Annotated in this window: 21 protein-coding genes; 15 read left to right on the top strand and 6 right to left on the bottom strand. The window is 68.4% G+C overall.

All coding sequences use genetic code 11. The annotated features are described in order from the left end of the window. The first annotated feature begins 145 nt into the window (after positions 1-145). The 3 genes from eccB to ACF1FZ_RS26075 all read left to right on the top strand — a co-directional run bounded on the left by eccB (position 146) and on the right by ACF1FZ_RS26075 (position 3,532). A complete protein-coding gene (eccB, locus tag ACF1FZ_RS26085; RefSeq protein WP_391775832.1) occupies positions 146-1,678 on the top strand; it encodes a type VII secretion protein EccB in 1,533 nt (510 codons plus the stop codon). Between the two features lie 10 nt (positions 1,679-1,688). Further along, positions 1,689-2,933 carry a type VII secretion-associated serine protease mycosin gene (gene mycP / locus ACF1FZ_RS26080; RefSeq protein ID WP_391775831.1) on the top strand — a complete coding sequence of 415 codons (1,245 nt, stop codon included), beginning with the start codon at positions 1,689-1,691 and terminating at the stop codon, positions 2,931-2,933. Between the two features lie 146 nt (positions 2,934-3,079). Then, the gene (locus ACF1FZ_RS26075) at positions 3,080-3,532 is read left to right on the top strand and encodes a hypothetical protein (protein ID WP_391775830.1); all 453 of its coding nucleotides are present in this window, start codon (positions 3,080-3,082) and stop codon (positions 3,530-3,532) included. On the opposite strand, the gene ACF1FZ_RS26070 is transcribed toward ACF1FZ_RS26075, so the two are convergent. Next, a complete protein-coding gene (locus ACF1FZ_RS26070; RefSeq protein ID WP_391775829.1) occupies positions 3,508-3,900 on the bottom strand; it encodes a hypothetical protein in 393 nt (130 codons plus the stop codon). The two genes, ACF1FZ_RS26075 and ACF1FZ_RS26070, sit on opposite strands and share 25 nt — an antisense overlap. 1,387 nt (positions 3,901-5,287) lie before the next feature. Between ACF1FZ_RS26070 and ACF1FZ_RS26065 the strand changes: the two genes are divergently transcribed. From ACF1FZ_RS26065 to ACF1FZ_RS26055, 3 genes are all read left to right on the top strand, one after another. Continuing rightward, a complete protein-coding gene (locus ACF1FZ_RS26065) occupies positions 5,288-6,547 on the top strand; it encodes a S8 family serine peptidase (protein WP_391775828.1) in 1,260 nt (419 codons plus the stop codon). Between the two features lie 76 nt (positions 6,548-6,623). After that, the gene (locus ACF1FZ_RS26060) at positions 6,624-6,977 is read left to right on the top strand and encodes a WXG100 family type VII secretion target (RefSeq protein ID WP_391775827.1); all 354 of its coding nucleotides are present in this window, start codon (positions 6,624-6,626) and stop codon (positions 6,975-6,977) included. Between the two features lie 66 nt (positions 6,978-7,043). After that, positions 7,044-7,343, top strand: coding sequence for a WXG100 family type VII secretion target (locus ACF1FZ_RS26055; RefSeq protein WP_391775826.1), 300 nt, complete (start codon positions 7,044-7,046; stop codon positions 7,341-7,343). Between the two features lie 102 nt (positions 7,344-7,445). On the opposite strand, the gene ACF1FZ_RS26050 is transcribed toward ACF1FZ_RS26055, so the two are convergent. The 3 genes from ACF1FZ_RS26050 to eccCa form a co-directional block, all read right to left on the bottom strand. Continuing rightward, entirely contained in the window at positions 7,446-8,531 is a 1,086-nt protein-coding gene (locus tag ACF1FZ_RS26050) for a terpene synthase (RefSeq protein WP_391775825.1), read from the bottom strand. A gap of 283 nt (positions 8,532-8,814) precedes the next feature. Beyond that, complete coding sequence (locus ACF1FZ_RS26045) at positions 8,815-9,114, bottom strand: hypothetical protein (protein ID WP_391775824.1); 300 nt, start codon at positions 9,112-9,114, stop codon at positions 8,815-8,817. 399 nt (positions 9,115-9,513) lie between these two features. Then, a complete protein-coding gene (eccCa, locus tag ACF1FZ_RS26040; RefSeq protein WP_391775823.1) occupies positions 9,514-13,482 on the bottom strand; it encodes a type VII secretion protein EccCa in 3,969 nt (1,322 codons plus the stop codon). A gap of 245 nt (positions 13,483-13,727) precedes the next feature. Here eccCa and eccD point away from each other — a divergent pair, with 245 nt between their 5' ends. From eccD to ACF1FZ_RS26010, 6 genes are all read left to right on the top strand, one after another. Then, positions 13,728-15,230: a type VII secretion integral membrane protein EccD gene (eccD, locus tag ACF1FZ_RS26035; RefSeq protein WP_391775822.1), complete on the top strand. Its 1,503-nt coding sequence runs from the start codon at positions 13,728-13,730 to the stop codon at positions 15,228-15,230. Between the two features lie 176 nt (positions 15,231-15,406). Further along, positions 15,407-15,697 (top strand): 30S ribosomal protein S15, encoded by a 291-nt coding sequence (rpsO, locus tag ACF1FZ_RS26030; protein WP_003965855.1) that lies wholly within the window; start codon positions 15,407-15,409, stop codon positions 15,695-15,697. A 270-nt stretch (positions 15,698-15,967) separates the two neighbouring features. Next, complete coding sequence (locus ACF1FZ_RS26025; protein WP_391775939.1) at positions 15,968-18,184, top strand: polyribonucleotide nucleotidyltransferase; 2,217 nt, start codon at positions 15,968-15,970, stop codon at positions 18,182-18,184. Next, complete coding sequence (locus ACF1FZ_RS26020; RefSeq protein WP_391775821.1) at positions 18,181-19,560, top strand: M16 family metallopeptidase; 1,380 nt, start codon at positions 18,181-18,183, stop codon at positions 19,558-19,560. Before ACF1FZ_RS26025 ends, ACF1FZ_RS26020 begins: the two co-directional genes overlap by 4 nt. Positions 19,561-19,582: 22 nt before the next feature. Next, complete coding sequence (dapB, locus tag ACF1FZ_RS26015) at positions 19,583-20,335, top strand: 4-hydroxy-tetrahydrodipicolinate reductase (RefSeq protein WP_391775820.1); 753 nt, start codon at positions 19,583-19,585, stop codon at positions 20,333-20,335. A gap of 14 nt (positions 20,336-20,349) precedes the next feature. Then, positions 20,350-20,802 (top strand): hypothetical protein, encoded by a 453-nt coding sequence (locus ACF1FZ_RS26010; protein WP_391775819.1) that lies wholly within the window; start codon positions 20,350-20,352, stop codon positions 20,800-20,802. 43 nt (positions 20,803-20,845) lie between these two features. Here ACF1FZ_RS26010 and ACF1FZ_RS26005 read toward each other — a convergent pair whose 3' ends face one another. After that, the gene (locus ACF1FZ_RS26005) at positions 20,846-21,397 is read right to left on the bottom strand and encodes a hypothetical protein (protein ID WP_391775818.1); all 552 of its coding nucleotides are present in this window, start codon (positions 21,395-21,397) and stop codon (positions 20,846-20,848) included. Between the two features lie 93 nt (positions 21,398-21,490). Beyond that, on the bottom strand, positions 21,491-21,730 hold the full coding sequence (locus ACF1FZ_RS26000; RefSeq protein ID WP_391775817.1) for a hypothetical protein: 240 nt from the start codon (positions 21,728-21,730) through the stop codon (positions 21,491-21,493). A gap of 175 nt (positions 21,731-21,905) precedes the next feature. On the opposite strand from ACF1FZ_RS26000, the gene thyX reads away from it, so the two are divergent. The 3 genes from thyX (at position 21,906) to ACF1FZ_RS25985 (ending at position 25,511) form a co-directional block, all read left to right on the top strand. After that, complete coding sequence (thyX, locus tag ACF1FZ_RS25995) at positions 21,906-22,643, top strand: FAD-dependent thymidylate synthase (protein WP_391775816.1); 738 nt, start codon at positions 21,906-21,908, stop codon at positions 22,641-22,643. A gap of 151 nt (positions 22,644-22,794) precedes the next feature. Continuing rightward, positions 22,795-23,694 (top strand): 4-hydroxy-tetrahydrodipicolinate synthase, encoded by a 900-nt coding sequence (gene dapA, locus ACF1FZ_RS25990; protein ID WP_391775815.1) that lies wholly within the window; start codon positions 22,795-22,797, stop codon positions 23,692-23,694. Positions 23,695-23,825: 131 nt separating this feature from the next. Continuing rightward, a complete protein-coding gene (locus ACF1FZ_RS25985; RefSeq protein ID WP_325746037.1) occupies positions 23,826-25,511 on the top strand; it encodes a ribonuclease J in 1,686 nt (561 codons plus the stop codon). Positions 25,512-25,781 lie beyond the last annotated feature (270 nt).

Genomic DNA, 25,781 nt, shown 5'->3' with positions numbered 1-25,781 from the left:
TTCACGGGCGTTGACCGGGCGATCACCCTACCTGAGCGGTGAGAGCCAAGTGCCAACAGGCATAGTAGGGGTGCCGGTCGGCGGCAGCGGTTCACGGCCGGTGTGGGAACCTGGTCGCCCACAGGGGAGAAGGGGCAGCGCGCACATGGCATCACGGCGGGACGAACTCAATGCCTACACCTTCGCGAAGCGGAGGTTGGTCGCACAGTTCCTGCAGCCCCACCCGTCCGGCTCGGAAGAGGGCGCGCCCCGCCCTCTTCGGGCGGTGGTGCCCGGAGCGATCGTCGGCGTGGTCGTCCTGGCGGTGTTCGGAGCCTGGGGCATGTTCAAACCCGTAGCACCCCAGAACTGGGACACCCCCTACGAGAACGTCATCATCGCCAGCAAGTCCACCACCCGCTACGTGGTGTTGAAGACCGACGGCAAGACCCAGCTCCACCCGGTGCTGAACATGTCCAGCGCCAAGCTCCTCCTCGCACCCGACAAGGGCAAGGTCGTCAACGTCGACGAGTCGGTCCTCGACAGCGGCGAGATCCCGCACGGGGCGACCCTCGGTATCCCGTACGCCCCGGACCGCCTGCCCGACAAGGGCGAAGCGGGCTCCACGAAGCGCTGGGCCGTCTGCGAACGGCCCGGCGAGGGCGGCCGGGCCATCCAGAAGGCCGCGTTCGTCTTCGCGGAGCGCGAGCAGAAGAAGACCGAGGGTGCGGGCAGGCTGCGGGGCGGCGAGGTGATGTACGTCGAAGGCCCGGGCCCGGACCGGACGCGCTACATCGTGGACGCCACGGGCAAGGCGTATCCGGTGGAGAACGACGAGCTGCTGCTGCGCACCCTGGTCGACCAGGACCGTGACCCCCAGCGGGTGTCCGCCGACTGGCTCGCCACGCTGCACATGGGGGACGAGGTCACCTTCCCTGCCATCGAGGGAACTCCCGGTACCGACGCGGGTGTTCCCGGGAAGCTGAAGTCCGAGGACAACAAGGTGGGTATGGTCCTCGCCGCGCCCTCCGGTACGAGGACCCAGCAGTACGTGGTCCTGCCGGGGAGGGTCGCCCCCGTGTCCGACTTCGTCGCCAAGCTCCTGCTCAGCAGCAGCGCCCTGGTCGGCCTCGAGCAGGACGGCAGGGCGAAGCCCGTCAGCGCCGGAGCATTCGAACCCGGTGAGGCGTTCGGGCAGGAGAAGGACTGGCCCGCGAGCGAGGCCGCCCCCGTCAACTCCGCGAGCGCGAAGAGCGGAAGCCGTAACACCGTGTGCAACGTCCTGCGCGACGTCTCGGAGAAGAGCGGTGCCGGCACACTCAGCACCTGGGCGGGCAAGAGCTTTCCCGCCGCGCTCCCCACCGGCTCGAGCAGTGCCTACGTCACCCCCGGCTCCGGTCAGCTCTTCCGGCAGTTCAAGGGGTCCAGCCCCGGGGCCGGCCCCTTGTTCCTGGTGACCGACACCGGCCTGCGCTATGCCATGCAGTCCAACGGTGACAGCGCGCAGGACGACGCCGGTATCGGTGAGTCCGGCACGAAGGAGGAAAGGGAGCGGAGCCGGCAGGAAGGGCAGCAGGCACAGAACCGGCTCGGGTACAAGGACGTCGATCCCGCACCCGTCCCCGCCGCCTGGTCCGCCTTCCTGCCGACAGGCCCCCGCCTGTCTACGGGCGCAGCCCGCCAGCCGCAGGGTTCGTGAGGAGCGACACGTGACCACGGAACCTTCGTACCGGCGGCGCCTTCTGACAGCCGCGGCCGCCACCGCCGTTCTCCTCGTCTCACTGCCGGTGCTGCCCGCAGCCGCGGACGACTCCACCCAGTGCACCTTCCCCTCGAAGAAGTACGCGGGCCGTCCGTGGGCACTGCAGCGCGTGCTGATGGACGAACTGTGGGAGCAGTCCACGGGCAAGGGGGTGCGGGTGGCCGTCATCGACACCGGCGTCGACGTCAAGAACCCTCAGCTCACGAAGGCCGTGGACACCGGGAGCGGCCGCAACTACCTGCCGAAGGACCTCAAGGACGACAACGGCGGCACGATCGAGCGCGGCAAGGAGAACGGCACCACCGACCTGGTCGGTCACGGCACCAAGGTCGCCGGCATCATCGCCGCACGCGAGGCGAAGGGCACCGGTTTCACCGGCCTGGCCCCGGACGCGACGATCATCCCGATCCAGCAGAACGACGCCGAGGGCCACGGGACGGCGGAGAAGCTGGCAGAAGCCATCGACTACGCCGCCGGGCAGGGTGGGGCGGACGTCATCAACATCTCCCAGGACACGGCTGACGCGGTGAAGCCCACGCCCCTGCTGGAGCAGGCGGTACAGGCCGCCCTGGCCAAGGAGATCGTGGTGGTCGCCTCGGCCGGCAACGACGGGCTGGGTGGCAACATCAAGAAGACCTACCCGGCCTCGTACGAGGGCGTCCTGTCCGTGGGCGCGTCGGACCGCAACAACGAGCGGGCCGCCTTCTCCCAGTCCGGCGACGTGAGCGTCTCGGCTCCGGGCGTGGACATCATCTCGACGGTCCCCGGCGGGGGGCACTGCTCCGACAACGGCACCAGCTTCTCGGCACCGTACGTCGCCGGGGTCGCGGCCCTCATCAAGGCCAAGCACAAGGACTGGACGCAGGAGCAGATCGTCGCCCAGATCGAGCAGACGGCGGAACGCTCCGTCGCGGGCAAGGACCACCTGGTCGGCTGGGGCGTCGTCGACCCCGTGCGTGCGCTGACCGAGGACGACAAGCCCATCGAGAAGCCGGTGGCACACGAAGGACTGAACAAGGGTGAGGCGCCGGTCGCCGCCACGGTCCACCTGGGCGAGACCGCCGACGAACGCAACGCCCGGCTCGCGACCTACGTCGTGGTGGGCGGAGGGGTTCTGGTCGCCGCCATAGCGGGAACGGCCGTGGCCGTGCGCGACAGACAGAGACTGCAGGGGCGGCCGGGCGGTATGTGACGCCGGAAGTTACGTGATGGACAAGACAGTTGGTGCTGTCAGGGCCGTTGGCTAGAGTGATCTGATGAGTCCAGTGCTGTTCACGCGGGTGCGATAGCAACGCGAAACGGACTGAGCAAACGGGGAAAACGGGGAAGGGCAGCAACGTGACCGAAGGCGAAGGGGATCTCCGGCGCGGGGTAGGCGCCCTGGAGAAGTTCCAGAAGCGCGTGAACGCGCTGTTGACGGACCTCGAGAGTTCACCGGCCAGCAAGTCGAAGGTCGCGGCGCAAACGGTGTCGCGCACCGCTTTCAGTGGCCAGAACACGTGCTTCGCGGAAGCGGATGGGCTTTACACCCAGTACAACCGGGTCCACGAGTCACTCGTCACGCTCTCGAAGTCCCTGAGTGACCGGATCGAGTACCTGAACCTCGGCGTGCACGCGGCAGCGGTCGGCTTCGACAACGTGGACGAGGACACGCGGCGGCGGTTCTACGAGATCCAGATGGATCTGGACGCGGAGCGGGAGCGGGCTCAGGGCGAGAAGACCGCCGAGCCTGAGCAGCCGCGCTCCGACAGTAAGACCGGCTCCGCCTACGACGACCTGGGTGACAGCTGATGAGCGACGAGAAGCAGCCGGAACTGAGTCCTGCGGAACAACAGAAACAGGACAAGGCCGGCGTTCAGATTCAGCTGGGCCAGACGGACATCGCTCGTCTCGTGGATCAGGGCCTGTTCAACCCGGGGGGTGCCGGCTCCCCGGGGCCGGGGCGGACGTCCTTCGAGAACCACCAGCTCAACGCGATGATCGACCTGATCGAGAAGTCCAAGCCGGAGGACCTCGAGGAGGCGGGCAAAGCGCTCTGGAAGGCCAGGGACGCGATCAAGGACGCGGCGAAGGAACTGAAGGACTTCATCGCCGACGTCGACTGGCACGGCGAGTCCGGAATCGCCTTCCGGGACTGGGGCAGGGGTTTGGTCGCCCATGCCGAGAAGCTGAGCGACTTCGCGGATGTGGCCGGGACGCAGATCACGGTCGCGGGCACGGGCCTCGCCTCCGTGCGCAGCTCCCTCCCGCCCCGGGACAACCGTGCTGTCCGCAAGTCCCCGGATGAGATCGAGACCCCGAAGCGGATCGAGGGCAACGCCGAGTACGAGGCGGCGTTGAAGGTCGAGAAGGACCGTCAGGAGGCCATCAACCAGGCGAACCGGCTGGCTTCGTACTACGCGGTCTCGGAGGAGAGGCTGGCGGCGCAGGAGCCGCCGCGGTTCGATAAGACGCTTGATGTTGATATGCCCAGGCCGTCGGAGGGAAAGCGCGGGCTGGAGGAGCCGGGCGCCGCATCGCCGACGGGTTCCGGGTCGTCCGGCAGGGCGGACGCTGGAGGCGTGACGGCACATACGACGACTGGCGGCCGAGGGTCTTCAGCGAGCGACCATGGCTACGAGACGCCTGTGGCGGTGGCGCCTGTCCTGGACAGGGGCACATCGACAGAGATCAATAGCGTCGCCACCCCGACGGCCCCGGTGAATACTCCCCCCGTCACGCCTTCTCCGGCTCCGACCACGAGCCCTGCCCCTGGAGGCCCTGTTCCTCCCATGGCTACGGGCTTCGTCAGTCCCGTGACAGGTAGCTCGCGGGGGCCTCAGGCGGCAACTAACGCACCCAGGGCTGTCGGCCAGGCCGGTGGTGTCAGAACAAGTGGTCCCATGAGTGGTGGCCCCGCTGCGAACGGCCGCACCGGATCCCCGGTAGGGCGTCCTGCCCCCGTGAGCGGAGGCTCGTCCTCCGGTGTTTCCGGACGTGCGGGCGGCGGGCCGCAGCCCCCTGCCGCCGGCCAGTCCGGCGCCACGGGCGGCAGGCCCATGGCCGCAGGTCATGCGGGCACGTCTGGAGGTGCCGGCCCACGTGCCGGCCGAGCGAGTGGCATCGTCGGTGGAACTCCCCAGCGTCCCGTCCCGGGCGCCGGTGCCACTGGGGGAGCCCGTGGTGTTCCGCGCGGCACGGTCATCGGAGCCGGCGGAGCGGCCCGAGCGGGCGGTCCGACAGACGGCGTAGGCCAGCGGGGGGTCGTCGGAACCGGAGGCAGCGCTCCTCGCCCTGGTGGGCGCGGTATGCCCAGCACCAACGGCGTGGTGGGCACACCTCGCGGAGGCGCTGCGCGACCTGGTGCAGGTGCGAAGGGCTTCACTGCCGGAGGCTCGGGTCTTGTGCGTGGTCCTGCGGGCCGGAGGGACTCCGGAGACGAGGACCAGGATGACGGCACGCCTCGCCCGGACTACCTGACGGAAGACAGAGAGACGTGGGAGGCCGGCCGGCGTGGAACCGCACCGCCGGTGATCGAGTAGGTACGCGGGAGATTCGGAAGTCAGGATGTCAGCAAGAATGAACCAGACCCGGAAGCGCCGTACGCCTCTCGGACTGAGAGGGCGCCTGCTCGGCACGATGGCCGTGGCCGCTGCCTGGAGTGTGGGATTCGCTGGGGCTGCTCCCGCCGCAGTCGCCGTGGATGCGCAGTCGAAGCAGTGGTACCTCGAATCCATGCGTGCCGAAGAGATGTGGAAGACGACTACCGGCGAGGGCATCAAGATTGCTGTCATTGACACCGGGGTTAACTCTTCGACGCCCTCGCTGAAGGGACAGGTACTCAAAGGGCTTGATGCCACAGGTGCCGACGGGGACGAAACCGACGATTACAACGGCCACGGCACCACCATGGCTGAGCTGATCGTTGGCACTGGCCGGGGCGGGGGCCTGAAAGGCCTCGCTCCCGGAGCGAAGGTCATCCCGATGAGAGTCGCCGACACTCAATTCCAGAACGAGAACTCGGTCAACACGTACGATACTGCAGACTCAATTCGGGCCGCTGCTGACAGCGATGCGCAGATCATCAGCATGTCGTTCGGCAGTGAATTCACCATGGATCGAGAGATTCGAGCGGCAGAATACGCGCATAGCAAGGGGAAGTTGTTTTTTTCGGCTGTTGGTAACGAAGCCCAAAAAGGTAACAAGCCGATCTATCCAGCAGCGTATCCAGAAGTTGTCGGTGTCGGAGCGACCGACCGTCAGGGCAAGGTGTCCGAGACATCCCAGCACGGTGACTTCGTGGATATCGCTGCACCCGGTGACGATCTTCCTTTCTGGTGCGACGAGAATTTCGAACGTTATTGCCAGGGAAATGGCGGAACCAGCTCTGCCACGGCCATCACCTCAGCCGCCGCCGCCCTGATCTGGTCCGCCCACCCGGACTGGACCGCCAACCAGGTCCTCAACGTCCTCTTCGACACCGCTGGGCGAGGTGACTGGGAGAAGGGCACGCTCAGCAACTACCTCGGCCACGGCATCATTCGCCCGGCCGTCAACATCCTCAAGGGCACAGGCGATCCCGGTGACCCGGACATCAGCCCTCTCACCAAGGAGAAGACGTCCGGCTCCGCAGGCTCGGCCGCCCCGTCTGCACCAGCCTCGTCACAGCCTGAGAAGGAGACCGAGGCTGACGGCGCCGCCGTGGCAGGCTCCAGCACGGAGAGGCACGACGACAGCCAACTGGGCCTGATCCTCGGCGGGGCAGCAGTGGTCCTCGTGCTCGGCGGCGCCGCTTTCGCGCTCGTCCGCAAGCGCCGCGCTGCCTGACTGACCGAAGTTCCTCATATGCACCCCCGGCGGTGACGCCGGACCGAACAAGAGCACAAGGAAGGAAGCCAGCACCATGGCAGATCAGAAGCTTTCAGATGAGATGCTCCTCAAGCTCGAGGGCGAGCTCACCAAGCGATTCGACTCCGTGAGGGGCCAGCTGAAGACGCTGCAGGCGACGATCGACAGCCTGGAAGGCGCGTGGAAGGGTATCGGCGCCAACGCCTTCAACTCCAAGCAGGCTGACATCAACCTGAAGATGGGCAACATCGCCACCCGCCTGGTGAACTTCCAGGAAGCCATCAAGGCGGCCCGGACCATCTCGGGCAACACCGAGGACGAGATCCGGCAGGCCCTCCAGGGCGTGGACGTGGTCGCCGGTCACTCGGAAGGCTCGCAGGCCAAGACCTCGGCCATCAACGCTCTCTGAAACTTGCTGTACCCGTACCACCGCGTACGGACTATCACTTCGAACCAGATTGAACTGGAGGACCGTATGCCGACCAACGACGGCACGATGGTTGTCACTTACGCAAGCCTGGAGCAGGCTGCCGGGGACATCGACCGGCAGAGCAGGCAGCTTCAGGAAGACCTTGCGTCGATCAAGCGCATGGTAGCCAGCGTGTCCGAGCTCTGGGTGGGCGAGGCCAAGTCGGCGTACGACGCGGCGCAGGCCGGCTGGGACCGCGACGCCACGGGGATCCAGACCGCCCTGGCCGAGATCTCCCGCAAGGTGCGCGACGCCGGTACCGCCTACCAGGCCGGCGACAAGCGGGCGAGGGCCAACTTCGAGTAGGCCTCGCCGAAGAGCAAACGGGTCAGGGTGGGCATGCACGGGAGGTGCCCACCCTGACCCGTTTCGTGTGCTGGAAGCGCTCGCGCTCAGTCGGCCGAGGATCTACGGCTCAGGTCGCTGGTCCTGTAACAGGGCCCACCACCAGGCGATGCCGGCGATCGGCAGAGGCTGGTCCGCTTCCCGTTCCTGGAAGGGGGAGGCGGCGCTGCCGACCGGAAGATCAGCGGGATCTTCCGGATTGACGTAGCGGCTGGTGGTGAGGGACCAGTCGTAGTCGGCGCGGATCCAGAAGTCGCAGTCCGCGATCCACCGGCGGAGTTCGGGACCGGCGGCACGCAGGATCTGGTCGCGGAGGCGGAGGTAGAGGGTCATGGCGCGGGTGTGCATCCTGGCGGTCTCGCTCACCGCTTCGTCGATGGAGCACTTCCACTCGTACGCGATGAGGTCGACGATGTTCCCGTATCCCTCTTGGCTGCGCCGGCGCTCCTTGTGGTACGAGATCAGGTCGTTGGACCAGCCGATGATCGCGGCGAACACCTCGACGAACGCGCGAACGTCGTGGCGCTCGTACTCCGCCGCAGGGAGGTCGTATCCGTGGATGATCTCGCTGAGTGTCGAGAAGATCTTGACCCCGGAGGAGTCGAGCCGGACCGTCAGGTGGTCGGAAAGGCTGGGGATCCGCCCGTGGGCGCTGTTGGCGGCCATCCAGATCTGGCCCTGGAGGTAGGCACGGAAGCTGGCGGCCCAGCGGGCGGTCTGCACGGGTGTGGTCAAGTCGTCGAGCCGCAGGCGCAACTCGCGTAGAGCGGCACTGTAACTGTCGTCGACGGGAGCCGCCCAGGGGACTTCGACGACGCGCTGGAGCTTGGTGACGATGAGCAGGGTGGCGTCCGGAGATGCCGCGACCGGCCCCTCGTCGCAGAACTCGTCGTCGAACGCGAACAACCACATCAGGAAGTCCGACGTCCACTGCAAGGCCGCGGGACGCCCGGCGGGGGCGCCGCGGCCGGTGATCTCCCCCACGGAGATGCGCTGCAACCGTTCACGTTGTGTCCGGTCGGCGTAGAGGCCGAACCGATCGAGCCAGGCGGCCGAGCGCTCGTCGATCTCACGCCAACTCGGGTGAATCCCCGAGGGGAGCGGAACCCACAGCTGAGGGATCTTCGGCGTTGGAGCTGGGGAGATCATCTACCGCCCTTTCACACGTACTGCGCCATTCCTCTGAGTCCCGGAAGTTAGCAAGGGCCACGACTGACGGGTACGGCAGTTTCCAGCCTGCCTGGCCTACGGGCCACTGTCTTCCCTCTCATGGGCACTGGGTATCCGTATGCCTCTTCGCCACCTGTGAAGAGGCAAAACGGCGGCTGGTCGCACCGATTTCCCGGTTCATCGTTCACATCGCGTCGCTGGCCTGAAAGTGCCTTTTGTCAGCTCGGATTCACCGATTCGGGGATGGATCACCGGATCTCACCTACGCCGGTTCCCGTTCCTGCTGGTCCACCGCAGCCGTGGCCTGGCTGACCATGCTGGACAGTTCGCCATGGCTCCACTCCGCGTCCGCGGTCACGGACATCAACTGGAACGCCGAAAAGGCGCCGGCCCCCGCCGTCCCGGAGAGAACGGCGTGCGCCGCGACGAAAGCCGAACCGGAGATCTCGGGTGCCGAAGGATTGAACGATTCACACCCCCTGTGGATCCGGTCCGCCTCGATGCGGCCCATGGCGACGAGGGCGACAGCCAGGACAATAAGAATCACGTGCAGCGTAAGCACATCGGTCTCTTTTCATATGTCCCGGGCCGCGGACCCGGTCTGCCAGGGCTTCGAGGGCGGTGGAACCCGTGCGGTCGCTCTCGGCGGCCCTGCCGGGAACCTTCCGCGGCTCGTCGCGGAGCGTGGTGGCGTCGCTCCGGCCATGGCCGCGAACAGTCGTCCCCCTGGCCGCACGACCCGGGTGGATGTTCACCGTGACCGTGAAACCACCGCCCCCTGTCGTGGTGGCCGTGAGGTTCTTCCTCAGGCCGCGCTCCGGAGCGTCGTCGAACTGCCCCTGGTCCGCTTCTTCCTGCCGGGAGACGGGCGGTGGCCCGCCGCGTGGGGGAAGGAAGGAGGGGGCGGCGCGTACCGACCGTGCACCGGTGGGGCCGCGCCGCCCCGTCACTGCCGTACGCCCTACCGGTCCCCGGCCATGAGCCCGGACTGCACCAGCGGATTCCCGCGTCGCCGGGTGACGAAGACCCCGCGCCCCGGAGGCATCGGGCGCGGCCGTACGTTGCCCAGGATGTCCCCCTCGATGGGATCGCCGGACAGCATCACGCCCTGCGCGCCCAGTTCGAGGATGCGCTGCAGGAAGGGCTCGTACAGCGCGCGGCCCGCCCCCGCCGTGCTGCGGGCGATGATGAACCGGACGCCGACGTCGCGGGAGAAGGGCAGCATCTCCGTGAGCTTGGCCAGCGGGTTCCCGCTGGAGGTGGAGACCAGGTCGTAGTCGTCGACGACCACGTACACCGAGGGACCGCTCCACCAGCTGCGGTCACGCAGCTCCTGGGCCGTGACATCGGGCGAGGGCGTACGGCGCTTCATCAGGTCGTACAGGGCGTCCGTGTGGTGCTCCATGTTGTTGGACATGGGCACGTACTCCGCCAGGTGCGTCGCGGGCGTGACGTCCAGGAGCGCTCGCCTGTTGTCGATGACGAAGAACTTGGCGGCGTTCCCCTCGTACCGCTCGGTCAGCTGCTTGATGAGCAGGCGCAGCAGATTGGACTTGCCGGACTCGCTCTCGCCGAACACCAGGAAGAACGGGTCCCGCTCGAAGTCGAGGAAGACCGGCTCCAGATTGTTCTCGTCGATACCGAACGCGATGCCCCGTTCCGGCTGCGCGTCACCCGCGGGCAGCTCGTGGGCCGGGAGTTCGCGGGGCAGCAGCCGGACAGCCGGTGCGGGAGCCGCGGTCCAGTGCCGGGCGACCTCCTGGTTCATGGCCGCCGTGGCCTCGGAGAGGTCGCTGTCGGAGTTGATGCCGTCGATCCGCGGTACCGCGGCCATGAAGTGCAGCTTCTCCGGCGTGAGACCGCGCCCGGGCACGCCTGCGGGCACGTTGACCGCGGCCTTGCGGTCCAGCTCGGAGTCCATGACGTCACCGAGCCGCAGCTCCAGCCGGTTCATCAGGTGGTCCTTCAGGTTGGCCCGGACCTCCATGGAACGCGACGCCGTGACGATCAGGTGGATGCCGTACCCGAGGCCGCGCTGCGCGATGTCGATCGCCGCCGCTTCCAGGGCCTCGTAGTCCGTCCGGAAGTTGCCCCACCCGTCGATGATCAGGAAGACGTCGCCCCACGGCTGGTCCGTCACCGAGATCTCGCCGCGCGCCCGCATCCTGCGGAAGGTGGCGATGGAGTCGACGCCCGCGCTGCGGAAGTACTCCTCGCGGCGGGCCATGATCCCGTACACCTCGGCGACCGTACGGCGCACCCGTTCGGGGTCGAGCCGGGACGCGATCCCCCCGACGTGGGGCAGGCCGGAGACCGAGGCCATGCCGCCACCACCGAAGTCGAGCCCGTAGAACTGGACCTCCTGAGGTGTGTGGGTCAGGGCGAAGCCCGCGATGAGCGTGCGCAGGAGCGTGGACTTGCCCGACTGCGGGCCGCCGGTGATCTGCATGTGGCCCGCCGCGCCGGAGAAGTCCCGGTAGAGGGTGTCGCGGCGCTGCTCGTAGGGCTTGTCGACCACACCCAGCGGCACGACGAGGCGCCCCGAGCCCTCGAACCCGGGCTGGGTCAGGCCGCGGCCCTCGACCGCGGAGAGCCCCGGCAGGAGCTCGTCCAGCGACGGCGGATTGTCCAGCGGGGGCAGCCACACCTGGTGCGCGGAGGCGCCCCGGCCCTCCAGCCGGCGCACGATCACGTCGAGCACCGTGTCGGCCAGGGCGTCGTCCTGGGCCTGACGCGCCTCGGGCACGCCGGTCTGCGCACTCGGCTGCACGTAGCGCACCGGCACCGGAGCCGCGGTGAACACCACGGGCCTGCGGTCCACCGGCAGAGGCCCGGACGACGCGGCCGGCTGGGCGCCCGAGCGGTACACCCCGGAGACGTACGCCGCCTTGAAGCGCACCATCTCGTCGGTGCCGTACTTCAGATAGCCCGATCCGGGGACGTTGGGCAGGTGGTAGGCGTCGGGCACCCCCAGCGCGGCCCGGGACTCGCCCGCGGAGAACGTACGCAGACCGACCCGGTACGAAAGGTAGGTCTCCAGACCGCGCAGCCGCCCCTCTTCGAGACGCTGCGACGCCAGCAGCAGGTGGACGCCCAGTGAACGGCCGATACGCCCGATCTGCACGAACATCTCGATGAAGTCCGGCTTGGCCGTGAGCAGCTCGCTGAACTCGTCGATGACCAGGACGAGGGAGGGAACGGGCTGCAGCGGAGCACCCGCCGCCCGCGCCTTCTCGTAGTCGTGGATGTTGGCGTAGTTGCCCGCGTCGCGCAGCATCTCCTGGCGACGGTTGAGCTCACCGCTGATGGAGTCGCCCATGCGGTCCACCAGCGTCAGGTCGTCCGCGAGGTTGGTGATCACCGCGGCCACGTGGGGCATCTGCGCCATGCCGGCGAAGGTGGCACCACCCTTGAAGTCCGCGAGGACGAAGTTCAGCGTCTCCGAGGTGTGGGTGACGGCGAGACCCAGAACGAGCGTACGGAGCAGCTCGGACTTGCCGGAACCGGTGGCGCCGACACACAGGCCGTGCGGGCCCATGCCCTCCTGTGCCGCCTCCTTGAGGTCCAGCATCACGGGTGCGCCGTCCTCACCCACGCCGATCGGCACCCGGAGCCGCTCGGCCTGCGAGCGGGCCCGCCAGGTCCGGCTCACGTCGACCGACGCGGCGTCACCGAGATTCAGCAGGTCGGTGAACTCCAGATTGGCGAGCAGCGGCTCGTCGTCGTCCCCGCCCGTGGCCACATGGAGCGGGGCCAGCTGCCGCGCCAGCGCCTCCGCGGCCTCGTGGCTCAGCAGATCGGGGAGACCGTCGTACACCAGGCCGTGCCCCGACTCCAGCTGCAGTGACTTGGGGTCCACCACGATGGAGAGGCCGCCGCGCGCTCCGTTGACCTGTCCCGTGACGATCTCGACGACCGTCACACCCTGAAGGCCCTCGGCCGACGCGAGCGCGGACGTCGCGGGTACGGACTCGCCGTCGAGCACGACGACGACGTGCGGCTGGTCGAGGAGCGGCTGCCCGCCCGGCTGGAAGCGGGGCCGGCCGTCGAGGTGTCCCGCGAGCAGTTCCTCGAGCTCCGCGACGCTCGTGCTGATCAGGCGGCGGCTGCCGGCGCCGTCGATGGAACCGCGCGCCTGGACGTGCGGGAGCCACTTCGTCCAGTCCCAGCGCGGAGCGGCGTCCCGGCCGGCCGCGACGGCGATGACCAGGTCCTCGGGGGAGTGCAGGGAGGCGAGTGCCCCGACCATCGCGCGGGCCGTGGCACGCGCGGACTCCGCCTCGCCGCTGATCGTCAGGTGGTAGAAGGCACGGAGCGAGACCGCCATCGGCAGGCCGTCCAGCGTGCTGTGGGTCGTCAGGAACTGCTGCATCGCCCCGGCGGTCAGCGGCTCCAGCTCATCGACCGGCGCGGTGTCGGGCGCGACGAGCGGCGTTGCGAGTTCCTGGCTGCCCAGGCCGATGCGCACATGCGCGAAGTCCGCGTCCCCGATACGGCGCTCCCACACCCGGCTGCCCTCCGCGACCAGCGCCCACAACTGATCCGGCGACGGGTGGAGATAGAACTGCGCGTCGCGCTGCTGCCGGGCGGTCCTCAGTACGGCGCGCCTGGTCTGCGTCAGGTACTTCAAGTAGTCGCGCCGCATGTCCGCGAGCTGGCCCTGGGTGCCACGCCGGAAACGGATGATCATCGCAATGGCCATCGCGATCGTCGACGCGATCATGATCATGCCCATGATCCGCATGATCGGGTTCGGCGTCATGAAGAAGAAGACGACGGAGCCGCCCATGCCGAGCATCGGCAGCAGCTGCATCATCACCCCCTCCTGCTGCCCGCGAGGCAACTCGGGCGGAGGTTGCAACTGCACCTGCTCGCCCGGAATTTCGGAGGGGAGGGCCCGCGGTGGGCGCTTGACGACGATCTGGCTCACAGCTCACCAATTCCCTTGCCGGACGGAACTGTTCCTATCGGCGCCCCCGTGGCGACGGGTTCCGTCCGCGGGTGGATCCTACTGGCGAGCCCCGTGACCCGAGGGCGGTAGGGTGTCGCGACGCGTGTACGCATCCGCTAACTACCGCAAAAAAATGGGTCATTCGGGACGCGGGCGGAGCCCGTGACCCAGGGTGCGTTTTCAGGAGATTCCAGCAGAACCATGAGGGGGAGCAGCACGTGACTATGACGGCCCGAACGGCGGCTACCGGATCCGGGCGGCCGGGTCCCGGAGTACCGGCCGGCAACGGAACCGGATTCTGCCGGGTCACGGTCGTCGCGCCGGACAGCCGCGTCGACGTGGCGCTGCCCGAGGACATCCCCGTAGCCGACCTCTACCCGGAGATCCTCCGGCTGTCGGGCCAGAGCCCGGCCCAGGGTGCTCCGGTCGGGTACCACCTGGTGCGCCGTGACGGCACCGTCCTCGACAGCGGGCGCACGCTGGCCGACCAGCGCATCCTCGACGGCGAGCTGCTCTCCCTGAGGCCCTTCTCGGAGTCGCTGCCCCCCGCGGTCTTCGACGACGTCTCCGACGCCGTCGCCACCGCCGTCGCCCGGGACCGCACCCTCTGGGGTGACGGCCTCATGCGCTCGGCCGGTCTCTTCGGCGGGTCCGTCCTGCTGGTCCTGCTCGGCTTCGTGCTGTGGACCTCCGACGTCCGGCACGACATGCACGGCCTGCCGGGCATCCTGGCCGCCGTCACCGCTCTGCTCCTTCTCGCGCTGGCGTGCGTACGCGCCCGTATCTACGCGGACCGCGGCTCGTCCATCGCGCTGGGCACCGGCGCGCTCACCAACGCCGCGGTCGCCGGTGCCGGACTCCTGCCGCTCAGCGAGGGCCAGGGCATCGGCAGGCTCCAGTTCCTGCTCGCCTGCGCCGCCGTGCTGGTGGTGTCGGTGATCCTCATGATCGCCGCCCCCGAAGGCGACGGAACCTTCGTCGCGTTCGTGTTCGCCTCCGCCATCGGCGTACTCGTGACCTTCATCGCGATCATGACCGGCATGGCACCGTCCGAGACCGCGGCCGTCTGCGCGCCCCTCTCGGTGGGGCTCCTCGGCTTCCTGCCCGGACTCTCCACCCGCTTCGCCCGCCTCCCGATCGGCTTCGAGCCTCCCCGCACCACCGTCGGCGACTACGGGACGTCCGAACCGGCGCCGCAGGGCCCCGTCGACGCCGGCCGCATCGCCGCCCAGGCGCGGCGCGGCCACGAACTGCTCCTCGGCCTGGTCGGCGGCTGCGCGCTGGTGGCCGTGGGCGCCGCCGCGGTGCTCGGCTTCTCGGACAGCGTCTGGGGCCAGCTTCTCGCGCTCGTCACCGGGGCCGCGATGCTGATGCGCGCCCATCTGTTCCGCTACACCGCCCAGGTCGGCTGCGCCCTGGGGGCCGGCCTCGCCGCACTCGTGCTCCTCGGCCTCGGGCTGTCGCTCAACCCGCCGGTCCGGCTGATCCGCGAGGCGCTGACCGGCGACAGTGCGGGACTCGACATCCGTACGATCTGGCTCACCGCCGCGGTGGCAGGCGTCGCCGCGCTGATCACCGCCATAGGGCTGATCGTGCCGCGCAAGGGAGTCACCCCGTTCTGGGGGCGCTTCCTGGAGGTCGCCGAAGCGTGCGTACTCCTGACGCTGCTGCCGCTGTGCCTCGCCGTTTTCGACGTCTACCACTCGATCCGGGCGCTCACCAGCTGACGCCCGTCGGAGGCGCCCCGGGGGGCTGGTACTCTGGCCAGTGGCCGTTTGTGTACGCGTCCCCGGATCATCCTGGGGGCTGCGCTCATCGGACCTTCGCCTCCGAGTCGTGGAAGCTCCCCTGAGATCAAGACCAGGGGCACTCGTGGGCGCATCGAACATCAAGAGGAGTACGCGTGCCGCTCGACGCCGCTACGAAGAAGCAGATCATGTCCGAGTTCGCCCAGAAGGAGGGTGACACCGGATCCCCCGAGGTCCAGGTCGCCATGCTCTCCCGCCGGATCTCGGACCTGACGGAGCACCTCAAGACGCACAAGCACGACCACCACTCCCGTCGTGGTCTGCTGATCCTGGTCGGCCAGCGTCGCCGCCTCCTGCAGTACCTCGCCAAGAAGGACATCCAGCGCTTCCGTGCGCTCGTCGACCGCCTCGGCATCCGCCGTGGCGCGGCCGGCGGCGCCAAGTAAAGACGCTGTTGAAGGGAGCGGTGCCCAATTCCAGGGGACCGCTCCCTTTGCCGTACGTGCGGTACCGGGCCCCGGCTCAGTAACCTGGACGTACAACACCAGACGAGGAGAGGCGCCCCACGGCCGCCGCCGGTCCTCGGTAGTGGCCCCCGGGACAACGCCCGGGAGCTTCGATCGAAGACCGGCCCCGCACACACGGTGCGCTTCTCCGCACCGTCCTGCGCCACACGGGCGCCAGGACGAAAGACGACGAGTATGGAGAAATCACTAGTGGAGAACGAGACCCACTACGCCGAGGCCGTTATCGACAACGGAACCTTCGGCACCCGCACCATCCGCTTCGAGACGGGCCGCCTGGCCAAGCAGGCCGCCGGCTCCGCCGTCGCGTACCTGGACGACGACACCATGGTGCTGTCGGCCACCACCGCTTCCAAGCGGCCCAAGGACCAGCTCGACTTCTTCCCCCTCACGGTGGACGTCGAGGAGCGGCAGTACGCGGCCGGCAAGATCCCCGGCTCCTTCTTCCGCCGTGAGGGCCGGCCCTCCGAGGACGCGATCCTCACCTGCCGCCTGATCGACCGCCCGCTGCGCCCCTCCTTCAAGAAGGGCCTGCGCAACGAGATCCAGATCGTCGAGACGATCATGGCTCTCAACCCCGACCACCTGTACGACGTGGTGGCGATCAACGCCGCCTCCGCGTCCACGATCCTGGCGGGCCTGCCCTTCTCCGGCCCGATCGGCGCCACCCGCGTCGCCCTGATCAAGGGCCAGTGGGTCGCCTTCCCGACGCACACCGAGCTCGAGGACGCCGTCTTCGACATGGTCGTCGCCGGCCGCGTCCTCGACGACGGCGACGTCGCGATCATGATGGTCGAGGCCGAGGCCACCGAGAAGACCATCCAGCTCGTCAAGGACGGCGCCGAGGCCCCGACCGAAGAGGTCGTCGCCGCCGGTCTCGAGGCTGCGAAGCCCTTCATCAAGGCGCTCTGCAAGGCCCAGTCCGACCTCGCCGCCAAGGCCGCCAAGCCCACCGGCGAGTTCCCGGTCTTCCTCGACTACCAGGACGACGTCCTGGAGGCGCTCAGCAAGGCCGTCAGCACCGAGCTCGCCAAGGCGCTCACCATCGCCGGCAAGCAGGAGCGCGAGGCGGAGCTGGACCGCATCAAGGAGATCGCGGGCGAGAAGCTGCTCCCGGCCTTCGAGGGCCGCGAGAAGGAGATCTCGGGTGCCTACCGCGCGCTGACCAAGAAGCTGGTCCGCGAGCGCGTCATCAAGGACAAGGTCCGCATCGACGGCCGCGGCGTCACGGACATCCGTACGCTCGCCGCCGAGGTCGAGGCCATCCCGCGCGTGCACGGCTCGGCGCTCTTCGAGCGTGGCGAGACCCAGATCCTGGGCGTCACCACCCTCAACATGCTCCGCATGGAGCAGCAGCTGGACACCCTCTCCCCGGTGACCCGCAAGCGCTACATGCACAACTACAACTTCCCGCCGTACTCCGTCGGTGAGACCGGCCGCGTGGGCTCGCCCAAGCGCCGCGAGATCGGCCACGGCGCGCTCGCCGAGCGCGCCATCGTGCCGGTGCTGCCCTCGCGTGAGGAGTTCCCCTACGCGATCCGCCAGGTCTCCGAGGCGCTGGGCTCCAACGGCTCGACGTCCATGGGCTCGGTCTGCGCCTCCACCATGTCGCTGCTGAACGCCGGTGTGCCCCTCAAGGCCGCCGTCGCCGGTATCGCCATGGGCCTGATCTCGCAGGAGATCGACGGCAAGACCCACTACGTCGCCCTCACCGACATCCTCGGTGCGGAGGACGCCTTCGGCGACATGGACTTCAAGGTCGCCGGTACGAAGCAGTTCGTGACCGCGCTCCAGCTCGACACCAAGCTCGACGGCATCCCCGCCTCGGTGCTGGCCGCCGCGCTGAAGCAGGCCCGTGACGCACGTCTGCACATCCTGGACGTCATGAACGAGGCCATCGACGTCCCGGACGAGATGTCCCCGAACGCCCCGCGGATCATCACCGTCAAGATCCCCGTGGACAAGATCGGTGAGGTCATCGGCCCCAAGGGCAAGATGATCAACCAGATCCAGGAGGACACCGGCGCCGACATCACGATCGAGGACGACGGCACCATCTACATCGGTGCCCAGCAGGGCTCGCAGGCCGAGGCCGCCCGCGCCACGATCAACGCCATCGCCAACCCGACCATGCCGGAGGTCGGCGAGCGCTACCTGGGCACGGTCGTCAAGACCACCACCTTCGGTGCGTTCGTCTCCCTGATGCCCGGCAAGGACGGTCTGCTGCACATCTCGCAGATCCGCAAGCTCGCCGGTGGCAAGCGTGTGGAGAACGTCGAGGACGTGCTCGCCGTCGGTGCCAAGGTCCAGGTCGAGATCGCGGAGATCGACTCCCGCGGCAAGCTCTCCCTGATCCCCGTGATCGAGGGCGAAGAGGCCGACGAGAAGAAGGACGACACCGACAAGTGACGTCCCGTAGTTCCGTGACGACGGCCCGCCCCTCCTCGGAGGGGCGGGCCGTCGCCCGTACCCAAACGCTTCTCAAGGGCAGCAACGGCATCGGCACGGTACGCCGTACCGTCCTTCCCGGCGGTCTCCGTGTCGTCACCGAGACGCTGCCCTCCGTACGCTCCGCCACCTTCGGGATCTGGGCCAACGTCGGTTCACGCGACGAGACGCCCGCCCTGAACGGCGCGACGCACTACCTCGAACACCTCCTCTTCAAGGGCACGGCCGGGCGCAGTGCCCTCGACATCTCGTCCGTGATCGACGCGGTCGGCGGCGAGATGAACGCCTTCACGGCGAAGGAGTACACCTGTTACTACGCGCGGGTCCTGGACACCGACCTGCCGCTGGCCATCGACGTCGTCTGCGACATGCTGACCGGCTCGCTGATCACCCCCGAGGACGTGGACGCCGAGCGCGGCGTCATCCTCGAGGAGATCGCGATGACGGAGGACGACCCGGGCGACTGCGTGCACGACCTCTTCGCGCACACCATGCTCGGCGACACCCCGCTGGGCCGCCCGGTCCTCGGCACCGTCGACACGGTCAACGCGCTGAACCGCGGCCAGATCGCCCGCTTCTACAAGAAGCACTACGACCCCACGCACCTGGTCGTCGCCGCCGCGGGCAACGTCGACCACGCCACGGTCGTGCGGCAGGTCCGCAAGGCGTTCGAGCGCGCCGGCGCCCTGAGCCGCACCGACGCCGTACCCACGGCGCCGCGCCAGGGCTCCCGCACCCTGCGCGCCACGGGCCGCGTCGAGCTGCTGAACCGCAAGACGGAGCAGGCCCACATCGTCCTCGGCGTGCCCGGCCTGGCCAGGACGGACGAGCGCCGCTGGGCGCTCGGCGTCCTGAACACCGCGCTCGGCGGCGGCATGAGCTCCCGCCTCTTCCAGGAGGTCAGGGAGAAGCGCGGCCTCGCCTACAGCGTGTACTCGTACACCTCGGGCTTCGCGGACTGCGGGCTCTTCGGTGTGTACGCGGGCTGCCGGCCGAGCCAGGTGCACGACGTCCTCAAGATCTGCCGCGACGAGCTCGACCGCGTGGCGACGGACGGCCTCGATGACGAGGAGATCGGCCGCGCCGTCGGCCAGCTCGCCGGTTCCACCGTCCTCGGTCTGGAGGACACGGGCGCGCTCATGAACCGCATCGGCAAGAGCGAACTCTGCTGGGGCGAGCAGATGTCCGTCGATGACATGCTGGCCAAGATCGCGGCGGTCACCCCCGACGAGGTGCGGTCCGTGGCGGCCGACGTCCTCGGACAGCGGGCCTCGCTCTCGGTCATCGGCCCGCTGAAGGACAAGCAGGCGGACCGCCTCCAGGAAGCGATCTCCTGACCACCCCGTAAGGAAAGAGCACATGAGCAAGCTGCGCGTAGCCGTTCTCGGCGCCAAGGGACGCATCGGATCCGAGGCCGCCCGGGCCGTGGAGGCCGCCGACGACATGGAGCTGGTGGCCGCGCTCGGCCGTGGCGACGAGCTGGAGACCCTCACGGACAACGGGGCCCAGGTGGTCGTCGAGCTGACCACACCCGGGTCGGTGATGGACAACCTCGACTTCTGCGTCCGGCACGGGATCCACTCCGTGGTCGGTACCACGGGCTGGACCGACGAACGGCTCGCGCAGCTGAACGCCTGGCTCTCCGGTTCTCCGGAGACCGGTGTGCTCATCGCGCCGAACTTCTCCATCGGCGCGGTCCTCACGATGAAGTTCGCGGAACGGGCCGCCCGCTACTTCGAGTCCGTCGAGGTCATAGAGCTCCACCACCCGAACAAGGCGGACGCCCCCTCCGGCACGGCCACCCGCACCGCGCAGCTCATCGCCGCGGCCCGCGAGAAGGCCGGAGCGGCGCCGCAGCCCGACGCCACCGTCACCGCACTGGACGGAGCCCGCGGCGCGGACGTCGACGGTGTCCCGGTCCACTCGGTCCGGCTCCGCGGTCTTCTCGCCCACCAGGAGGTCCTGCTGGGGGGTGAGGGCGAGACCCTCACCCTGCGCCATGACTCGCTGCACCACAGCAGCTTCATGCCGGGCATCCTGCTCGGCGCCCGCCGCGTGGTGACCACTCCCGGCCTCACTTTCGGCCTGGAACACTTCCTCGACCTGAACTGACTGGGCCCGACCCCATGCGCGCAAAGCTCACCTACGTCATCACCGCTGCCGTCCTGGTCTTCTACTTCGTCCTGGCCGGCAGCCGGGGCGTCCTGCTCATCCGGCACGGGACCCTGCTCACGGTCACCTTCGGTGTGGCGGTGCTGATCCTGCCGGTGATCGGCATCTGGTTCCTCTGGAAGAACACCCAGTTCGTGCGGCGGGCCAACGCCCTGGCCGCCGAACTGGACGCGGAGGGCGGCCTCCCCGTGGACGAGCTGGTGCGGACCCCGTCCGGACGTGTCGACCGCGACTCCGCCGACGCCGTGTTCGCGCGGCGCAGGGAGGAGACGGAGGACAGCCCGGACGACTGGCGCTGCTGGTTCCGGCTGGCGGTCGCCTACCAGGACGCGAGGGACACCCCACGTGCCCGTAAGGCGATGCAGCGCGCCATCGCCCTGCACAGGGACAAGCCGGTGCGCGCCTGAGCGGCGCGCACCGGCTTGTGAGGGGCCGCGGGGCCTCGGCCCGTCAGTCCGTGCGGTATTCGTCGTCCCAGGCCTCGACCGAGTCCGTGGCACGCTCGAACGCCTCGGTGCGGGCCAGGAAGTCCGCGTTGTGGTCGGTGACCAGCGGCGCCAGCGGCTCGCCGTCCTTGCGCACCACGATCAGTGCCTGTCCCTGGACGGTGCGCGGGAAACCGAGCCACTTCACGGGCTGCTGCACCGTGCGGACCGCTGCGGTGTCCTCCCACCGCACGGTCGTCGTACGGAAGAAGCCCACCCGGCGTACGCCGTACCTGCTCACCCAGGCACCGACCCGCAGCAGCCGCAGCGCGACCGCGATCACCACACCGGCAAGAGCGAAACACAGGCCGGCACCGGAGAGCGATCCGGCGAACGTGATGATCGTCGCGGCGAGCAGCACGAAAGAGGCCAGCAGCAGCAGGGTGGCCGCCGCCGCGACCCGCCACGGGCCGGGACGGTAGGGCCGCCGCCAGCTGTCGTGGTCGTCGAACGGAAGTGCGATGTCCTCTGCGTCCGCGTCGAATACGCGGTCGGCCGTCAGAAAGGGCAGGGGCACGACTGATCCTCACTCACAAGCACGCTCGATTGCTGTGCCCGGTGAGGCTACCGAGCGGCCCCCCGGCCGACCACCCCAGGGGGCTCGTACGGGTCAGCGGCGCTGGGAGGCCTCGGACGTCTGGCTGTGGGACGGCGTCCGCTCGGTGTCGAGAGCGGGCAGGCCGAAGAGCAGCGATCCGGCGAAGCCGGCGATCAGCGTCAGCCCCACGAGGGACCGGCCGGCCAGCTGGGAGCGGCTGGCACGCTGGCGGGGAGGCGGAGTGACATTACTGCGGAACCGGTCGGCCTCGGCAACGAACGAGAACGGGACGGATTCACGCCGGCGGAACATGAGGAAACTCTCCTTGAACTCTGTGACGGGTGCTGCTAATGAGTCAGACGTACGAGAGGCCCGATCGGTGCCCCGAATCGCCGAACCCATCCAAGATTTCCCGCTGACGGGTGTCCTCTCCGAGGCCCGTAGAGTGGACGCCGCCCGAGCGACGCCATTGGAAGGACCCCCGCCGGTGACCGACACCCCCGAGCCCACGAAGGCCCACTTCCGCAGCGATGTCACCGTTGACCTGGTGAAATCAGCGGCCAGCGACTCCGACGTGCTGTTCGCAGCCCGTGTGTCCACGGCCGGGGAGCAGTCCCTGGAAGAGGTCGCCAAGGACCCCGAGCGCTCGAAGGGGCTCATCAACTTCCTGATGCGGGACCGGCACGGCAGCCCGTTCGAGCACAACTCGATGACCTTCTTCATCAGCGCCCCGATCTTCGTGTTCCGCGAGTTCATGCGGCACCGTGTGGGCTGGTCCTACAACGAGGAATCGGGTCGCTACAGGGAGCTCGAGCCGGTCTTCTACGTCCCGGGGGAGTCCCGCAAGCTCATCCAGCAGGGCCGCCCCGGCAAGTACGAGTTCGTCGAGGGGACTCCGGAGCAGCACGAGCTCACGAGCCGCGCCATGGAGGACTCCTACCGCCAGGCGTACGACGCCTACCAGGAGATGCTCGCCGCCGGGGTCGCCCGTGAGGTCGCCCGGGCCGTGCTCCCCGTCGGCCTGTTCTCCACGATGTACGCCACCTGCAACGCACGCTCACTGATGCACTTCCTCGGCCTGCGCACGCAGCACGAGCTGGCCAAGGTGCCGTCCTTCCCGCAGCGCGAGATCGAGATGGTCGGCGAGCAGATGGAACAGCACTGGCGGAGCCTGATGCCGCTCACTCATGCCGCTTTCAACAAGAACGGACGGGTGGCCCCGTAAGCAGTGTCCGTATTGCGGCGTTTGGTGAAGTTCATCTAGGCTGATCAAACGGACCCGGCACTGCCTGAACCCCCGAGCAGGCAGTGCCGGGCTCCTCTTCCTCGTCCCCCGAGGGAGCGCGACGCTCCGAGCAGCGAGTAGCGTGTTACCCATGGCTCCGATCTCCACTCCGCAGACCCCCTTCGGGAGGGTCCTCACCGCTATGGTCACGCCCTTCACGGCGGACGGCGCACTCGACCTCGACGGCGCCCAGCGGCTCGCCGCCCACCTGGTGGACGCAGGCAATGACGGCCTGGTCGTCAACGGCACCACGGGCGAGTCCCCGACCACCAGCGACGCGGAGAAAGACCAGCTCGTACGGGCTGTGCTGGAAGCCGTGGGGGACCGGGCCCACGTCATCGCCGGCGTCGGAACCAACGACACGCGGCACAGCATCGAGCTGGCCCGCACCGCCGAGCGCAGCGGCGCCCACGGCCTCCTCGCCGTCACCCCGTACTACAACAAGCCGCCGCAGGAGGGTCTCCTCCGGCACTTCGGCGCCATCGCGGACTCCACCGGCCTCCCGGTGATGCTGTACGACATTCCGGGCCGCAGCGGTGTGCCGATCGACACAGAGACGCTCGTACGCCTCGCCGAGCACCCCAGGATCGTCGCCAACAAGGATGCCAAGGGCGATCTGGGCCGTTCCAGCTGGGCCATCGCCCAGTCAGGCCTTGCCTGGTACTCCGGTGACGACATGCTCAACCTCCCGCTGCTCTCGGTCGGCGCCGTCGGTCTCGTCTCCGTCGTCGGCCACGTCGTCACCCCGGAGCTGTGCGCCCTCATCGAGGCGCACCTCGGCGGCGACGTGCAGAAGGCCACGGAGATCCACCAGAAGCTGCTCCCGGTCTTCACCGGGATGTTCCGCACCCAGGGCGTCATCACCACCAAGGCGGCGCTCACCCTGCAGGGCCTGCCGGCCGGCCCGCTGCGCCTCCCCCTGGTGGAGCTCTCCGCACAGGAGACGGCTCAGCTCAAGATCGATCTGGCCGCCGGCGGGGTACAGCTCTGAACTACGGACTTCACAACTGAATACGCGAGGACACTCGCGGCGGAAACACCACCTGATAACAGCAAGTGCACGAATGACATGCGCGCCACGTGCCCTCAGCGGTACGTGGCGCGCGTGGTAAGGAGAGTCTTTTGAGTCATCCGCATCCTGAACTCGGTACCCCGCCGAAGCTCCCCAAGGGCGGCCTGCGGGTCACCCCGCTGGGCGGCCTGGGCGAAATCGGCCGCAACATGACGGTCTTCGAGTACGGCGGCCGCCTGCTCATCGTCGACTGCGGTGTGCTCTTCCCCGAGGAGGAGCAGCCCGGCATCGACCTGATCCTGCCGGACTTCACCACCATCCGGGACCGCCTGGACGACATCGAGGGCATCGTCCTCACGCACGGCCACGAGGACCACATCGGTGGTGTCCCGTACCTGCTGCGTCTGAAGCCGGACATCCCCCTGATCGGATCGAAGCTGACCCTCGCGCTCATCGAGGCCAAGCTCCAGGAGCACCGCATCCGTCCCTACACCCTCGAGGTGGCCGAGGGGCAGCGGGAGCGCATCGGCGTGTTCGACTGCGAGTTCATCGCGGTCAACCACTCCATCCCGGATGCTCTCGCCGTCGCCATCCGGACCCCCGCGGGTCTGGCCGTCGCGACCGGTGACTTCAAGATGGACCAGCTTCCGCTGGACGGCCGGCTCACCGACCTGCACGCCTTCGCGAGGCTGAGCGAGGAAGGCATCGACCTCCTTCTCTCCGACTCGACGAACGCGGAGGTCCCCGGATTCGTCCCGCCGGAGCGGGACATCTCCAACGTCCTGCGCACGGTGTTCGCCAATGCGCAGAAGCGCATCATCGTGGCCAGCTTCGCCAGTCACGTCCATCGCATCCAGCAGATCCTGGACGCCGCCCACGAATACGGCCGCCGGGTCGCTTTCGTCGGACGCTCGATGGTGCGCAACATGGGGATCGCCCGTGACCTGGGCTATCTGAAGGTGCCCGCCGGACTGGTCGTCGACGTCAAGACCCTCGACGACCTGCCCGACGACGAGGTCGTACTGGTCTGCACGGGTTCCCAGGGCGAGCCGATGGCCGCCCTCTCCCGCATGGCCAACCGGGACCACCAGATCCGTATCGTTCCCGGCGACACGGTGATCCTGGCGTCGTCCCTGATCCCGGGCAACGAGAACGCGGTCTACCGCGTGATCAACGGCCTGACCCGCTGGGGCGCGAACGTCGTCCACAAGGGCAACGCCAAGGTTCACGTCTCGGGCCACGCCTCGGCCGGCGAGCTGCTGTACTTCTACAACATCTGCAAGCCGAAGAACCTGATGCCGGTGCACGGCGAATGGCGCCACCTCAGGGCCAACGCCGAACTCGGTGCGCTGACCGGTGTACCGAAGGACCACATCGTCATCGCCGAGGACGGCGTGGTCGTCGACCTCGTGGACGGCAAGGCGAAGATCGTCGGCAAGGTCCAGGCCGGCTACGTGTACGTCGACGGCCTTTCGGTCGGTGATGTCACCGAGACCTCTCTCAAGGACCGTCGCATCCTCGGTGACGAGGGAATCATCTCGGTCTTCATCGTGGTCGACAGCTCGTCCGGCAAGATCGTGGGCGGCCCCCACATCCAGGCCCGCGGCTCCGGCATCGACGACGGCGCGTTCACCGCCGTGGTGCCCAAGGTCGAGGAGGCCATCAACAAGTCGGCTCAGGACGGGGTGATGGAGCCGCACCAGCTCCAGCAACTGGTCCGGCGCACGGTCGGCAAGTGGGTGTCGGACACCTACCGCCGGCGTCCGATGATCCTTCCGGTCGTCGTCGAGGTCTGACCCGACGATTGCGGCCAGGCCGCGGACCTGGAGCGGGGCGCCTCGATTTGCATCGAGGCGCCCCGCTCCAGTACGTTTACTGTTCCGCCTGAACGAGAAGCCCTCCGCGCACATCTGTGCCGGGAGCCCTTCGACGAGGCGGAAAATCTGACTCAGCACCTCTGATAAAGTCAGGTCAGCCGAAAGGCAAAGGCCACTCCACAGGCCACCGGAATCACATTCGGACCGGAAACGGAACGGAAAAGAGTCTGGTAAAGTCGGAACCGCCGG

This window comes from Streptomyces sp. NPDC014623 (assembly GCF_043088245.1).
In the GTDB taxonomy this organism is placed as follows: Bacteria; Actinomycetota; Actinomycetes; order Streptomycetales; family Streptomycetaceae; genus Streptomyces.
The sequence above is the reverse complement of the archived record's forward strand: the minus strand, read 5'-3'. Positions and strand labels throughout refer to the sequence as shown.

Coding starts and splice junctions, on each gene's coding strand:
- eccB (WP_391775832.1), top strand. CDS start 146: ATGGCATCACGGCGGGACGAACTCAATGCCTACACCTTCGCGAAGCGG.
- ACF1FZ_RS26070 (WP_391775829.1), bottom strand. CDS start 3,900: ATGGGCGACCAAACCCCTGCCCCAGTCCCGGAAGGCGATTCCGGACTC.
- ACF1FZ_RS26065 (WP_391775828.1), top strand. CDS start 5,288: ATGTCAGCAAGAATGAACCAGACCCGGAAGCGCCGTACGCCTCTCGGA.
- ACF1FZ_RS26060 (WP_391775827.1), top strand. CDS start 6,624: ATGGCAGATCAGAAGCTTTCAGATGAGATGCTCCTCAAGCTCGAGGGC.
- ACF1FZ_RS26055 (WP_391775826.1), top strand. CDS start 7,044: ATGCCGACCAACGACGGCACGATGGTTGTCACTTACGCAAGCCTGGAG.
- ACF1FZ_RS26050 (WP_391775825.1), bottom strand. CDS start 8,531: ATGATCTCCCCAGCTCCAACGCCGAAGATCCCTCAGCTGTGGGTTCCG.
- eccD (WP_391775822.1), top strand. CDS start 13,728: ATGACGGCCCGAACGGCGGCTACCGGATCCGGGCGGCCGGGTCCCGGA.
- dapB (WP_391775820.1), top strand. CDS start 19,583: ATGAGCAAGCTGCGCGTAGCCGTTCTCGGCGCCAAGGGACGCATCGGA.
- ACF1FZ_RS26010 (WP_391775819.1), top strand. CDS start 20,350: ATGCGCGCAAAGCTCACCTACGTCATCACCGCTGCCGTCCTGGTCTTC.
- ACF1FZ_RS26000 (WP_391775817.1), bottom strand. CDS start 21,730: ATGTTCCGCCGGCGTGAATCCGTCCCGTTCTCGTTCGTTGCCGAGGCC.
- dapA (WP_391775815.1), top strand. CDS start 22,795: ATGGCTCCGATCTCCACTCCGCAGACCCCCTTCGGGAGGGTCCTCACC.